Annotated in this window: 14 protein-coding genes, 2 tRNA genes and 1 pseudogene; 7 read left to right on the forward strand and 10 right to left on the reverse strand. The window is 53.2% G+C overall.

The genetic code is table 11. The annotated features are described in order from the left end of the window. Window positions 1–214 precede the first annotated feature (214 nt). Window positions 215–496: a hypothetical protein gene (locus WCI03_10475; GenBank protein MEI8140280.1), complete on the forward strand. Its 282-nt coding sequence runs from the start codon at window positions 215–217 to the stop codon at window positions 494–496. A gap of 68 nt (window positions 497–564) precedes the next feature. On the opposite strand, the gene WCI03_10480 is transcribed toward WCI03_10475, so the two are convergent. Genes WCI03_10480 through WCI03_10490 form a run of 3 tightly spaced genes read right to left on the reverse strand, consistent with a single transcriptional unit; the run spans window position 565 to window position 3,625 of the window. After that, complete coding sequence (locus tag WCI03_10480) at window positions 565–867, reverse strand: polyhydroxyalkanoic acid system family protein (protein ID MEI8140281.1); 303 nt, start codon at window positions 865–867, stop codon at window positions 565–567. A gap of 6 nt (window positions 868–873) precedes the next feature. Beyond that, window positions 874–1,383 (reverse strand): hypothetical protein, encoded by a 510-nt coding sequence (locus tag WCI03_10485; GenBank protein MEI8140282.1) that lies wholly within the window; start codon window positions 1,381–1,383, stop codon window positions 874–876. A 46-nt stretch (window positions 1,384–1,429) separates the two neighbouring features. Continuing rightward, window positions 1,430–3,625 (reverse strand): ATP-dependent RecD-like DNA helicase, encoded by a 2,196-nt coding sequence (locus WCI03_10490; protein ID MEI8140283.1) that lies wholly within the window; start codon window positions 3,623–3,625, stop codon window positions 1,430–1,432. Between the two features lie 102 nt (window positions 3,626–3,727). Here WCI03_10490 and WCI03_10495 point away from each other — a divergent pair, with 102 nt between their 5' ends. The 5 genes from WCI03_10495 to WCI03_10515 all read left to right on the forward strand — a co-directional run bounded on the left by WCI03_10495 (window position 3,728) and on the right by WCI03_10515 (window position 6,973). Next, window positions 3,728–4,207, forward strand: coding sequence for a hypothetical protein (locus WCI03_10495; GenBank protein ID MEI8140284.1), 480 nt, complete (start codon window positions 3,728–3,730; stop codon window positions 4,205–4,207). A 72-nt stretch (window positions 4,208–4,279) separates the two neighbouring features. After that, window positions 4,280–4,540 carry an NAD(P)H-dependent oxidoreductase gene (locus WCI03_10500; GenBank protein MEI8140285.1) on the forward strand — a complete coding sequence of 87 codons (261 nt, stop codon included), beginning with the start codon at window positions 4,280–4,282 and terminating at the stop codon, window positions 4,538–4,540. A 157-nt stretch (window positions 4,541–4,697) separates the two neighbouring features. Beyond that, window positions 4,698–5,750, forward strand: coding sequence for a Gfo/Idh/MocA family oxidoreductase (locus WCI03_10505; GenBank protein MEI8140286.1), 1,053 nt, complete (start codon window positions 4,698–4,700; stop codon window positions 5,748–5,750). A gap of 1 nt (window position 5,751) precedes the next feature. Next, complete coding sequence (locus tag WCI03_10510) at window positions 5,752–6,516, forward strand: M90 family metallopeptidase (protein ID MEI8140287.1); 765 nt, start codon at window positions 5,752–5,754, stop codon at window positions 6,514–6,516. A 196-nt stretch (window positions 6,517–6,712) separates the two neighbouring features. Continuing rightward, complete coding sequence (locus tag WCI03_10515) at window positions 6,713–6,973, forward strand: HU family DNA-binding protein (protein ID MEI8140288.1); 261 nt, start codon at window positions 6,713–6,715, stop codon at window positions 6,971–6,973. A 48-nt stretch (window positions 6,974–7,021) separates the two neighbouring features. Here WCI03_10515 and WCI03_10520 read toward each other — a convergent pair. The 4 genes and pseudogenes from WCI03_10520 to WCI03_10535 all read right to left on the reverse strand — a co-directional run bounded on the left by WCI03_10520 (window position 7,022) and on the right by WCI03_10535 (window position 9,142). After that, window positions 7,022–7,370: pseudogene (locus WCI03_10520) on the reverse strand (hypothetical protein). Between the two features lie 810 nt (window positions 7,371–8,180). Continuing rightward, window positions 8,181–8,256 (reverse strand) — tRNA-Lys (locus WCI03_10525). Window positions 8,257–8,294: 38 nt separating this feature from the next. Beyond that, a tRNA-Gly gene (locus WCI03_10530) sits at window positions 8,295–8,370 on the reverse strand. A 58-nt stretch (window positions 8,371–8,428) separates the two neighbouring features. Continuing rightward, on the reverse strand, window positions 8,429–9,142 hold the full coding sequence (locus WCI03_10535) for a cytidylate kinase-like family protein (GenBank protein ID MEI8140289.1): 714 nt from the start codon (window positions 9,140–9,142) through the stop codon (window positions 8,429–8,431). 110 nt (window positions 9,143–9,252) lie between these two features. On the opposite strand from WCI03_10535, the gene recN reads away from it, so the two are divergent. Continuing rightward, window positions 9,253–10,917, forward strand: a complete 1,665-nt coding sequence (gene recN, locus WCI03_10540) for a DNA repair protein RecN (GenBank protein ID MEI8140290.1) — start codon at window positions 9,253–9,255, stop codon at window positions 10,915–10,917. A gap of 97 nt (window positions 10,918–11,014) precedes the next feature. On the opposite strand, the gene WCI03_10545 is transcribed toward recN, so the two are convergent. From WCI03_10545 to WCI03_10555, 3 genes are all read right to left on the reverse strand, one after another. Beyond that, on the reverse strand, window positions 11,015–11,506 hold the full coding sequence (locus WCI03_10545; GenBank protein MEI8140291.1) for a hypothetical protein: 492 nt from the start codon (window positions 11,504–11,506) through the stop codon (window positions 11,015–11,017). Next, window positions 11,493–12,857: a hypothetical protein gene (locus tag WCI03_10550; protein ID MEI8140292.1), complete on the reverse strand. Its 1,365-nt coding sequence runs from the start codon at window positions 12,855–12,857 to the stop codon at window positions 11,493–11,495. Before WCI03_10550 ends, WCI03_10545 begins: the two co-directional genes overlap by 14 nt. Before the next feature lies 1 nt (window position 12,858). After that, window positions 12,859–13,420, reverse strand: a 562-nt coding sequence (locus tag WCI03_10555; GenBank protein MEI8140293.1) for a hypothetical protein, incomplete at its 5' end; no start/stop codon positions are given.

Below are 13,420 nucleotides of genomic sequence, written 5' to 3' on the forward strand. Positions count from 1 at the left end.
GAATGAATCATCTGTCCGGCTGTTCCTTGTTGAATGAAAAGTCTCCCTCGTGGACGGAGCGGCATTAGGTAGGCAAATCACAGATGCCGCTCCCGTTGTGTTTATCCAGGTTTCTGCTGATGGACAATGGCACTTCGGAAGCGTATGAATTGATCCATGAGTTCAGTTCTCCATAATGTCCCAATCGCTTCCTCCGGCACCAGACATAAGTCGAATGGAGGTCAAGTCAGAACGAGGCTGGGCTCGGTTCAACAGGAAAGAGATCGAGGACCGAGTTAAGGCGATGGTCACAGGCTCTCTGAATATCCGTGCCCATAAGTTGGCCCGATCACAGTTGATCAGGGATGCTTCACGCAAGTCCGTTGAGAGCTCCCTTAAAAATTGGATTCCATGGTTACCTGATGAATGTAGGAACAAGGTTTTCATCATCCGGTTCGGTGACGAAACGGCGGGAGATGTTGCGACACGAGTTGAACCAGAGCCAGTACGTCGCTGACGTGCCGCAGTTACGCTGAAACTTATGAATGCCCCTCCGGGCATTTATAATCATCAACCTTTGGCCGCTCAAGCGAGCAGTTCTGCTGCGTGCCCCTTGATCATTGATTTGAGCTTACCCTTGAAGAGCATGGCGGCAAGCGGAAGACTGCCGGTAATAATTACCTTCGAGGGCTCTATTGCCAGCATACCGGAAACCCGGAAACCCATAACGGAGCAGGCGAATTTCCCCGTGTGGTTGTCCCACTCCTCCTTGAGATCGGTGATTTGTTCGCTGTGTTCTACCTTCATGTCGTTGAGCAGGCGGCGGATACGCGATGCGGCTTCAGCCTGAGTAAGGCTGTGAGGGATGGTGATGTTGAGTTTCGGCATATTGGTCTACCGTTTACTTTTGCCAGTGATCTTCTTATCCACTGGCGCAGTCTTAGTAATGGGATACAGATAAGTCGCCACCTGCGCGGCCGTTGAAGTGGTTCCTCCTGATGGCCGGATCGTTAGCGGTAGCTGACCGGGGCGATCGACCGTGTAACTGCCACCAGACCCCAGCCGGATGTAGGTCGGCAGTTGCCCAGGAGTATTAATGATGGCGCCTCCATTACTGGTGGGGCGCACGTTGACCGGTAGCTGGCCAGGAGAATCAATTGTCAATCCGCCGCCGGAACTGGGACGCACATAGGTTGGTAATTGGCCAGGCGAGTTGATCGTTGAGCCGCCCCCATAGGTTGACCTCACTGTGATAGGGAGTTGTCCCGATTTGTCGATGGTGACGCCGCTGGATGTGGAGCGTACATAGGTCGGAAGTTTGCCGGGTTCCTGAACGGTGTAGGACTGGGCGTGGAGCGTCAATGCATATACTGAGCTGATAAGAATCAAGACGATACGTTTCATTGCATGTCCTCCATTTAGGTCATTATGACCCCTACGGGATAGGTTCTCAATTTTTATCGATCGCCTTCAGCCTTTCCAGCAAACCTGAAAACCGCTGTTCCGTCTTATTATTTCGGATCGCGATCGACAGCGCCTTCGGTTGTCCGATGAGCACCACCATTTTCTTGCCCCGTGTGATGCCGGTGTAAACGAGGTTACGCTGGAGCAGCAGGTAGTGCTGGGTCGCCAGGGGGATAACGACAACGGGAAACTCACTACCTTGCGACTTGTGGATAGTGATGGCGTACGCGAGTGCTATTTCATCCAGTTCCCCGAAATCATAAACGATTTCGCGCTGGTCAAACTTGATCAGGACCTCACGTTCCACGGGATCGATTTCCATGATCTGGCCGATGTCCCCGTTGAAAGCATCCTTGTCGTAGTTGTTCTCTGTCTGAATGACTTTGTCGCGAATCCGGAACAGCCAGCCGAATTTCTCCACTGTTGGCTCATCCGGCCGGGGTGGATTCAGCTCAGTCTGCAATCGCAGGTTCAGTTCACGTATACCCAGCGAACCCCGGTTCATGGGGCATAGTACCTGAATGTCACGGATGGGGTTCAGTTTGGACTTGGCCGGGATGCGGGACTTGACCATCTCAACCAACGTGTTGGCTATGGCTTCAGGCTCATTACGGTCGATAAAGTAGAAGTCAGACTCGGCGTTCTTGGCACTAAGCTCCGGCATAGAGCCCTCGTTAATTCGGTGGGCAGTGGTGATGATCTGGCTATTGGCGGCCTGCCGGAAGACTTCGGTCAATCGGACCACCGGTACTACGCCGCTATCGATGAGGTTTTTAAGGACCATGCCGGGCCCCACCGAGGGTAATTGATCCACGTCGCCCACCAACAGTAGGCTGGCATTCATGGGTAGGGCGCGAAGCAGGTTGTTCATCAACGGCACATCAACCATTGAGGTTTCGTCCACCACCAGTAGGTCGCATGACAGCGGGTTAGCTTCATTACGTAAAAATGAGCCCGTGCCTGGTTTTACTTCGAGCAGCCGGTGTATCGTCCTGGCCTCTAGACCGGTCGTCTCTGACAGGCGCTTGGCCGCCCGTCCCGTTGGGGCGCATAAGGCACAGCGCACTTTCTTGGCCTTCAGTATAAGTAGGATGGCGTTGACCAGGGTGGTTTTGCCGACGCCGGGACCACCTGTGATGATGAGTGCCCGAGTCGTTAAAGCCTGCTTCAACGCTTCCCGCTGGCTGGGCGCCAGATCCTTGCCGGTTTTCTGCTGGCACCACTCAACGGCTTTCTCAAAGTCGATAGCAGGGTACTGCACCGATGCCGCACACAGCTGCCGGATTCGGTTGGCAATGCCTTCCTCGGCCCGCTTCAAAGCAGGCAGGAAGATTAGATCCTGACTGTCGATAGTATCCTTAACCAGTTCTTTATCGGCCAAAGTCCGTTCCATGGCGGTCTCGATAATCTTGGCATCTACCATGAGGAGTTTGCCAGCTTCCTCTTTCATGAACTCCATGGGTAATGCGCAGTGGCCATCACCGGTTGCCTCAAGCAGGATATGGTTCAGGCCAGCACATGCCCGAATAAGGGAATCGGCAGGAATGCCAACCTTTTGGGCGATCTGGTCGGCAGTCTTGAACCCTATTCCATGGATATCCCTGGCGAGAGAGTAGGGGTTGGCGCGAACCTTCTCGACAGCCTCCTCGCCGTAAGTCTTATAAATGCGTACTGCCCGGCTGGTGCTGACGCCGTGGCTATGGAGAAACACCATGATGCTCCGAATGACTTTCTGTTCAGCCCACGCCTCCTTGATGAGCTTTCGGCGCTTCGGTCCGATCCCGTCAACATCTTCAAGAAGGGCTGAAGTGGTCTCAATGACATTGAAGATGTTTTCGCCGAACTGGCCCACAAGCTTTTTAGCGTATACAGGCCCAATACCCTTGACCATGCCGCTGCCCAGATATTTCTCGATGCCCTCCCTCGTTGTGGGCGCGGTGCTGGTCAGCATCTCCGCTTTGAACTGCTGGCCGAACTCACGGTCCTGAATCCATTGGCCTTCCGCCGTGACCCATTCACCGGGGCTGACCGAGGCGAGAGATCCCACTACCGAGACCAGATCACGGTGGCCTTGGGCTTTGACTTTGAGTACGGCAAAGCCGGTGTCCTCGTTGTGAAACGTGACGCGCTCAATCAAGCCGGACAGACTTTCGGCAAATGGTTTTGGGGGCTGCGGTTGCAAGAGGTGGAATGTACGAATCACAGGTAAGGCAGGCAAGCGTAGATTCAGATGTGTCTGGATAATAATATTGCAGCTGCATGGTGCAGGTGTTTCACTCATCCGATGCCGATCAAAATGGCCCTTCTGGTAGATGATGGAGCGCCGGTCAATCCGATGTTCTTCCATGACCCGCCATACGATCACGCGCTGCTGATGCCTAACTCGCTGGTTCGCGATTTCGCCGATCTCTGCGGGGAGTACGGGGTTAAGGGTAAATTCAGCGTTCTGCCTATGCCGTGCTGCTTGGGAGGCATTGACGGCAGCCTAAATCATGTGCCTGCGAGACACCTGTCAGATTTCCTCCGATTGGTGCGTGACCGGATTTCTCCCAGTTTCGATATCACGCCCGAAATTCTGACGCATCTTGCGGCATATCAACTGGATGGTGGGTTTGCACATTTGTACGAGGATGAGTGGTTCGCAAGGGCCTCTGTGGAGGAGATGACTGACTACATCGCGCTTGGGTTAGAGATCCTCGACCATGTGGGCCTGCCAGCCAAAGGAGTGACTAGCCCGTGGAATACGGGTGAATCCAAAGTTTGACCGGTCGGTCAGTTTGGGTGTATGACTCGGACGATATTTGTCCTATCAGTTGTAACCTTTGGAGGATAATCGATGAAAATACTTGGAATCTGTGGGAGTCCCCGAGGTGGCAAGAGCCAGATGCTGGAGGCGGATGGTATCGTGCTGGCATCCCCAGTCTATCTCGATCACGTTACAGCCCAAATGAAGGCGCTCTTGGACCGGACCAGCCACTTTGTTCACTGCTTGCGACTGACCGGTAAATATATGGCCGCCTTGACCACCAGTGGCGGTGGGGGCGGTGAGGCGACGATGGCATTCATGAAACCGAATCTACAACCGTACCACCATTGATCTGTTCCAGTTGGGCCGGAGTAGGAAGTTGGGCTGTTTGGTCATGATGGTGGTGACGGGATTATTGGCTGCGGTGGATGCCCCGTTAAGACCCATGCATTCTTGAAACTAGTACTTGAATCATGCAGAATCCAACGCAAATCAAATAGGATAATAGATGAAAAACATACGATGGGGAATTATTGGCTGTGGCGACGTGTGTGAAGTCAAAAGCGGGCCCGCTTTTTCGAAAATTACCGGGAGCAGTTTGCGCGCCGTTATGCGCCGTAATTCCGCAAAAGCTTCCGACTATGCCACCCGTCACAACGTACCTAAGTTTTACAGCAGTGCCGATCAATTGATCTATGACTCCGAGGTGGACATTGTCTATATTGCCACGCCACCCGGCACGCATGCCGCCTACGCTCTTCGTGTCTGCAAGGCTGGCAAACCTGCTTATATCGAAAAACCCATGGCCCGTAACGCCACTGAATGTGAATCCATGCTCAGCGCTTTTCGCGGGGCCGGTCTGCCGTTGTTCATTGCCTATTACCGACGCTGCCTGCCCCGCTTTCTGCAAGTCCGAGACTGGCTGGTTGAAGGCTCCATCGGCGCGTTGACCCATATTAACTACCGTTACACCTCGCCTTGTCAAAAGGCCAGTGATCCTGCTGCATTACCTTGGCGGATGGATGTTGAACAATCAGGGGGAGGTCTGTTTCTCGATTTGGGCAGTCACACCTTGGATATCTTTGATTATTTATTCGGTCCACTTGGGCATGTGATTGGCGACGCCGCCAATCTTGCAAAGAGCAACGCAGTGGAAGATGTTGTCACCATGCAGTTTCGGGTACCCTGTGGCGCATTGGGATCCGCTTCATGGAATTTTGCTGGACCATGCCGCGAGGACATTATTGAAATCAGCGGCACCCGTGGTCGGATCACGCTCACTTGTTTTGGTAACGAACCTGTACGGCTGGAGAACCAATCCGGGGTGCAAATTGCTGAACGTCCTAACCCGCCGCATATTCAGCAACCGCTTATTCAGACCATTGTCAACGAACTCAATCATCAAGGGGTATGCCCCAGCACCGGCGCAAGCGCTTTACGCACGACTAAGGTCATGGATACGGTTCTGGAACGCTACTATGGCGGGCGCACTGATGCCTTCTGGAGTCGTTCCGCCACGTGGTCGAATGCATCCAACCAGCAAGTGGGTGGGAATAGTTGACATGTTCGGACTTGTCCATAGGCGCCGACAGCGGCTGATGGTTCAACCATTTACGGCCGAATGGGCCAGTATCATTCAGCGTAACGTTCCTTTTTATAGCCGCCTGTCGCCGGAAGATCAGCGCGAGCTTCAGGGTCACATTCAGATATTTCTGTCCGAGAAACGGTTTGAGGGATGTGCCGATCTGACTATTACCGATGAAATCCGGGTAACTATTGCCACGTACGCTTGCGTCCTGCTACTCCATCGCACCACAGACTATTACCCTCTGCTTGTCACCATTCTGGTATATCCCCACACTTTCTTTGTTTCGCGATATCAGACTGGACCGGCCGGACAGGTACTTGAGACCGATGAACCTCTGGTGGGTGAGAGCTGGCGCCATGGTAACGTTGTGCTGGCATGGGATTCTGTGCTGCACAATGCCTTTGATCTTCACGATGGGCATAATGTGGTGTTTCATGAGTTTGCCCACCAGCTTGATGAAGAGGACGGAACGGCCAATGGGGCACCCGTACTGCCAAATCGGGGCATGTATGGCGCCTGGGCCCGGATATTGGGGGCTGATTATGCCGAGTTGGTACGGGAAGCTGAGGATGGGCGCCCATCATTTCTTGATCAGTACGGGGCTACGAATCCCGCCGAGTTCTTCGCCGTCGCCACTGAGGCGTTCTTTGAGACTCCCGTTAAGCTTCGTGCTAGCCATCCCCTGTTGTACGCGGAGTTGATGCTCTACTATCAACAGGATCCGGCGGCGAGCAGGTAATTTATCCATCTAAGGATCATGTATCGGTGCTCAGATGGTGGAATAGATCTTGGAGAGCGCCGAGACTGACGCCGTAGAGCGCGATCTTGCGCTGATGATCGGAGGTCACGTAAATACCGGTTAGCTGATTATCCGCCGTCAGCCAAGGCTCGAAAACGCAATTTTGCAGCACTTGATGGCATAGAAATATGGGGTCATGCTGCACAGGACGAGCGGCGTCCAGGTCGTAACGGATTCGCAGCGGTTCGTCGCCGAGCTGATTGCGGCATTGGTTGGTTTGGCGTACAAGAATGCCAAGAACAGCTTCACCCTTCCCGGTCTGGGCAAACTGGTGCTGGTGAATCGTAAGGCGCGCATGGGCCGCAATCCTGCGACGGGCGAGACGATCAAGATCAAGGCCAAGCGCGTGGTGAAGTTCCGCGTCGCCAAGGCCGCGAAGGATGCGATCCTGGGCTAATTGAATCCATGATTCAGAAGGCCGCTGCCGAAAGGTTGGCGGCCTTTTTTATTGTTCGTTTTCTGTTTCGGTGGGCAGATCAGTAAGCATCTGCTGTTCACGAACAAGTTCGGCACGGAGTTCATCCTCAGTGGGTAGGATAAGCTTGTATTTAGTGGCGAAGAGCTGTTCGTTACCGTGAAGGACTGAATATCGGACGACGTACATATCCATCTGGCCCACGTCTTGATGGGTGAGCTCACTGGTTTTAAGATCAAATGAAGTCGCGGGGTGTGACGGGAAGTGTGGCGAGATTTGCTTTGGCCTCTTCCTTGACTGGTTGACGATCCTTACTGGCCAGAAGGCGTTCATAATAGAGCGTGCCGATCTGTACCACATCCACCGCACGCGCTGGCCAAAAATTTAATCTGACGGACATCATCTGTACACCATCAGACGGCATACTGTCCAAAGATAACGAGAGTGAAAGAATCGCAGCGCCTATGAAATCCGATATACCCCTATCGACGGAAAGATGATTTTGCCTTGCCGGGGCGCCCATACTGCTGCGCCGCCGCCATGGCGATCCGGTTCCATCGGAAGACCCCCACGACCTGGGAAATTCCTGAGACGGATACGAAACGGGTTAACGGGAAACTGGTTTTCAGATCAGTGTGAGCTGTGAGCCGATGAGGGATCGGTCGGCCGAAGCTGGCTCTTATCCTCAGCAGGCGCCGCCGATTATCTGGGCATCACCTCACGGGAACTAAAGGGGTTGCGTGCGCGTAAGGCGCTTCCCTTCTACCGCATTGGGCATCGTACTGTGACGTACAGCCCAAAGGACCTCGATGCTTTTCTTGAGAAGTGCCGGGTCGCAGCAGCGGCTTGAACCGTAGGGGTGGGGGAGGCGACTCCTCTGCCCATTTTTTTTATTACGCCTTGGTGAAAATCGGACTATTGAATCCATCGCTGCGCTCTTTGAAGCCCATTCTAGAGTTGTCAGGTTCCTGAATACAATACTGGCTTCAGGATAGATTCGGGGATGGTGATTGGGCGTAATCTGAGGTGTCGGTATGTTTCCAGAATGAGCGCGGAAAATCCAGGGGACATTATGGGGACATTATTGGTCGAGATTTTTGGGGTATTTGACGTACTTATGGAGCATTACGGGTTTTGAAGAAAACCCCAACGAAAGCCACTCAAACCCTTGATTCTATTGGGGTTTAAGTGGTAGAAGTGCAGGGATTCGAACCCTGGACCCGATGATTAAGAGTCATCTGCTCTACCAACTGAGCTACACTTCCATGATGACCGGTTCGTAAACCGAACCGGTACAAAAAAATGGAGCGAGCGAAGGGATTCGAACCCTCGACAATCACCTTGGCAAGGTGACACTCTACCAACTGAGTTACGCTCGCGTAAGAAAACGTGTGGGAATCTATCAGTTCCCACGATTGATTCAACCTTTATTTATTGTCACTGTAAAAAAGACTTTTCAAGCTTGGGTTCAGTCCGCTTTTTAATAAGGTCAATTGTGGCTCTGGTGATCACATCGAGTTCAACTTTTCCAGTGTTCCAAACCATGTCGTAGAGCATGGGATCATCAATGTCGCGGTGAAAGAAAAGCTTAATCAGCTTCTTCCGGTCATCGTCTTGTTTGTGGATGAGTTCTCTCGCATCTTCCTTGTTTATTTTGAAGCGCTTCATCATCCAGACGAGGCGATGGGCTTCCGGAGCAACCAGACGTATGTGAATTCCCTGCGGGAGATCTGCCGTGATGAGTGAGCCGCCGCGTCCGACGATAATTACTTTTCCAATCAATGCCAGCATGCGCACGACTTTGAAGGTAGTCTTATAGAGTGTGTGTTGCTCGGATTTCCCTGTATACAGGCTTTCGACAAAGTCATTGAATTGGGAACGATATTTTTCAGCCAGTAAGACCTCCATGTCTTTTTGCAAAAGGGGATCACGGGCTACTAATTCACAGAGCTCCCTGTCAAATACGTGCCATCCTTCAAACAGCGGGTTGTCACGATGCTTTAGAAATTCGGTAAGGATCACATAGGATAACAAGTGTCCTCCAGCTCCAGACTGGCGGGACACAGTGACGAAGGGAAACCCGTATTCGGGGAAATCATCAAAATCTCGTTTTTCACTTAGGAACTTTTGGATCAACTGTAAGTGTTTCATGATCTTATCTCCTCTACATCAGTATTATTGGTTGATGGTGACGGGCCGTCAAATAAAAAGAATGATAACCTCGTCTTGCCTTCAGGTTTGAGGCCATGTATTCTCCCGCCATGCTTCAGACGCTACGAGTAAGAAATCTAGCTTTGGTAGAGGATATATCCGTCGAATTCAAGCCTGGCTTGAATGTCATTACCGGTGAAACTGGCGCTGGAAAGTCGGTTATCATTGGTGCATTGGGTCTCTTGCTGGGAGAGCGGGCCGATAAAAGCCTCATCAGGGCTGGTGCCGATCAATGCCTCGCCGAAGCGGTTTTTCAGCTTAGTGATTCAGCCGCAGTGGATGCCATTCTTGATGAGGTTGGACTACCTCCCTGTGAGGCTGGGCAGCTCCTTGTCCGGCGAACCCTGCTCGCTTCGGGTGTCGGCAAAAACTTCATTAACGACAGCTCTACAACCAGCCAGGTGCTGAAGCGGATGGGTGAACATTTGGTGGATATGCATGGTCCTTACGACCACCAATCGCTTTTGAATACAGATTTTCAACTGGATATTCTTGATGCCTTTGGGCATTTATGGGAATCCCGCAGTTTGTATGAGGCTGCCTATTCCACATACCGCGACGCACAAAATCAGCGAAAAGAGCTGGAAGGGGCCAGTGAGCAGGACGTGGCTCAGCAGATCGATCTGCTGGCTTTTCAGGTGAAGGAAATTGAAGATCTTGCCCCTGTTGAGGGGGAGGATGATGCCCTCGCGCAAGAACAGGTGCAAGTGGCCAATGCGCAACGGATTCTGGAATTGGCGGGTGGTCTTCAGTCTGCCTTGATGGAGGGGGAAAACGCAGCGTTTAATGGTTTGGCCTTTGCCCACAAGAATCTAGGCGAATTGGCAGGCTTGATTAGCGCGGCCGGGGAGTGGAAAGACCAGGCTCATTCCCTCATGGTGCAGATTCAGGATCTCGCAGAGACTGTGGAACGGGTTGTTCGTAACATCGAAGGCGATCCCTCACGCTTGCAGTGGTTGGAAGACCGGATGGCGTCGTATCATCGTCTGAAGCGAAAGTACGGCGGTTCGGTCGCGACGATTCTGGCTCATGTTGAGAAGGTCAGGGCTAAGTTGAAAGATCTTGAAAACCGCGGGGAACGCCTCGCTGAACTTGATAAGGCGATCGGTGTGGCGCGTGGTAAGGTGGATCAGGTCGGAACCAAGTTGGGCAAGGCGCGACGGCAGGCGGCAACCACTCTGGCCAAAACGATCACTTCAGAACTAAAAGATCTGGGTTTCCAGCATGGGGCGTTTGGCGTTGAGCTTCAGGACGGGGCGCCTGCCCCGTCTGGTTTGGATTCGATAGAGTTTGTATTTGCTCCAAATGCCGGAGAACCTGCGCGTCCTCTGAGGGCGATTGCATCGAGTGGCGAGATTTCGCGTGTCATGCTGGCGGTGAAGGCGGTATTGGCTGATCATGATAGCATTCCCGTGCTGGTTTTTGATGAAATTGACGCTAATGTGGGGGGAGCAATGGGAACCGCCATTGGGACCAAGTTGGATAAAGTGGGGCAGCATCACCAGGTGCTCTGTATCACGCATCTCCCGCAAGTGGCGGTTTTCGGTAAAACTCATTTTTCAGTTGCCAAGGAAGTCGTAGGGGGGCGTACCAGAACCTCGATTTCCTGCCTCACCCCCAATGAGCGCGTGGAGGAAGTGGCGCGAATGTTAGGCGGACGCGATCTCACCAGTGTGACGCTGAAGCACGCGAAAGAGATGTTGAAACTGCGCTGAGGAGCGCAGTAGTTATTGATTACTGGTTAAGGGGGAATGCGCCTGTAAATCTTCAAGGGCAGTCCCAATAACTCATCACTATTAACCAATAACCATGTTATTTTTCGACCGTCTCAAGCACCAGCTCAACTTTAGCGAGGCGACCGGAGGCGGGGCTTGCAGAAGCGGTGCAATCCAGGACAGCCCAGGGAGGGGACGCGGTGCTGGTGGCTTCAATAAAACGTCCTAGATCATCACCGGAAATGTCGACTATCCCCAGGCTTATTTTCCGCGCCGTCCATCCCGGGACGGAAGGATGCGTTTCGGTGGATCGTGTTATCAGTGCCAGTCCGGGTACCGCCGCACGCGCCAATTCTCCGAGTGAAGTAGATCCCGTTGGGTATTGACCATAGTGATTCAAGAGGCGCTGATGCTCTGCGGCAGTGGTACGCATGGCCACCATTTCATGAAGGTCATTTGTTTTTTTGTTCCAGATTTCAGACGTGCGACGGATATCACCCAATGTGTGAGCACTGAGCAGCACGCCGATTAATAGGGCGATGCCTGCCGCACTCCAGAGGCCGGTTAAGGAGGGGTTATTTAGTTTCATGTGGGCGTCCGAGTCCGATGACAAAAGCTACACGCTCTTCTCCGGAGGGGGCATCTTTTCGCTCCAGGGTCGCGACAAAACCGAGGGTGTTCAAGCGTCTGCTGGCCGTTTCGGCCTGCGACCATTTTTGTGCCAGGCTGTGAATGACCATGTTTTTGCGACTGAGTGTTAATGTTTCAATGGAGAGCCCCTCTTCCCGAGCCACGACCAGGATGGACTTAAGCGTTTGAGCAATAGGGGTGTCGGTGGCGGCCAGAAAAGGCTCCATCGCCTTGGTTTGGGCTTCGAGGGCTCGTCGGGCGGACAACACTTCCTGTCCGGCAGGTATGCCCAGCGGCGAGCCTGTAATCTCAATAGCGAGTGATCGGAACGTTTTTTGGATTTGAGCCGTGCGATGCGACACAAAGCTGAGCCAGACTAAATTCACGGTACATAGCAGGAGTCCGGCAGCAAGGCAGGCGGCAGCCCATTGGTAGGGGCGTTTGGCCTGACGTTGTGCCAGTGCGGGATGAAGAAAACGGCTGGTTCGCAGGTTGCATCTGAGTGCCCCGGGGGTCAGCGCCCGAATGGCAATCGCGCGGGCAAGGAAAGTTTTGGGTTCACGAGTTACTTTTACAGGGCCAGGCCAGCGTTTTGACAACGATTCCAGAGGCGATTCCCCGGTTTCCGGCAGGATGGCATGAGGACCGGTAATAAACCATTGGGTTAGGGGTGGTGGAGTTGGAAAATAGGATTTCAGAATACGGTGGATCTGTTCGGCATCTAATTGACGCATGGTGTGGGCGCCCAGAAACTCGCCATTTTGGCCAATTGAAAGGGTTACCCTTTCAATCGAGAGATAAAGGATGAGTCTGGAATCCGTGCTGCCGGATAGAAAGGGCGCTTCTTCGAGCGCTTGAGACCAAAGTGCAAGCCCTTCCTGATCTAATACGTGGGGATTCACACCTAAGCTGGAAAAAAACGCTAGTCGTTTTTCAATGTCCACAGTCCGTGCCCCTGTGACAAGTCCACGGGTGCCGGTACGATCAAGTGTGGGGCGTGTTTGCAGAAGGGAGTATTCGCAATCTTCGATCGAGAAGGGAAGTTGGACATCCAGGAGGGCGGGGAATACTTTTTCGGCTTTTTTAGCAGAAGCGATGGGGGCGGTTAGCCAGCGGGTAAAACTTTCCTTTTGGAGAAGGCTGCCGGCAATCACTGAAGCATCGGAGGCGGTCGTTAAGGCGGCCAGATCTACGTTCTCAAGGGTCAGGGAGCGCCCGGATCTGGTTGCCTTGATGATGACGGGAGGCCCTTCGGTGCTGTCGAGGCCGAATGCGATATGAGCCCAAGGAGCCGTGGCGGGGGGATTCATGTCAGAACGTCTCCGCCCAGGCAAGGAGCCGGATATCGCCCGATGGGAGGCGGCAGGCCAACCCCCGGACGGCACTCGTTCTGGTGCCTGATTCAGCGCGTGAGATTACGGAAAAGAACTGACCAAAAATGGGAACATCCGGACGTTGGAGGGGGGATGGGAGGGCGGTTCGCTCCAGGCCGTGGAGAGTGGTGCGTGTTCGGATACCTGATGGGAGTTGATGCTCAAATGACTCGGAATCCGATGCGCTTGAGCCCGCCTTCATGCCTATGCGCAGGGCATTCCAGGCCGCATCCATACTGGCAGCGCGTAGGATGAATCGGGTGTATTGAATGTCGCCAGCCCGGAGATGCATCCGGGTCGAAATGAGGGACTGCATCACAACACCGGAAAGAAGTGCCAACAGGAGAATCACCATCAGAAGCGCAAAGCCGTTATTGTTTGAGGTCGAGGATCCCATGGCGTTGGTGTTTACTCGAAATTTGGGGTAGTTGCAATAAAATGAATCACTGCGATTCAGACACTGGGGAGGGGCTCGGGGGGTGCCAACCCTGACCGTTAAA

This window comes from bacterium (assembly GCA_037143175.1).
In the GTDB taxonomy this organism is placed as follows: domain Bacteria; phylum Verrucomicrobiota; class Kiritimatiellia; order CAIKKV01; family CAITUY01; genus JAABPW01.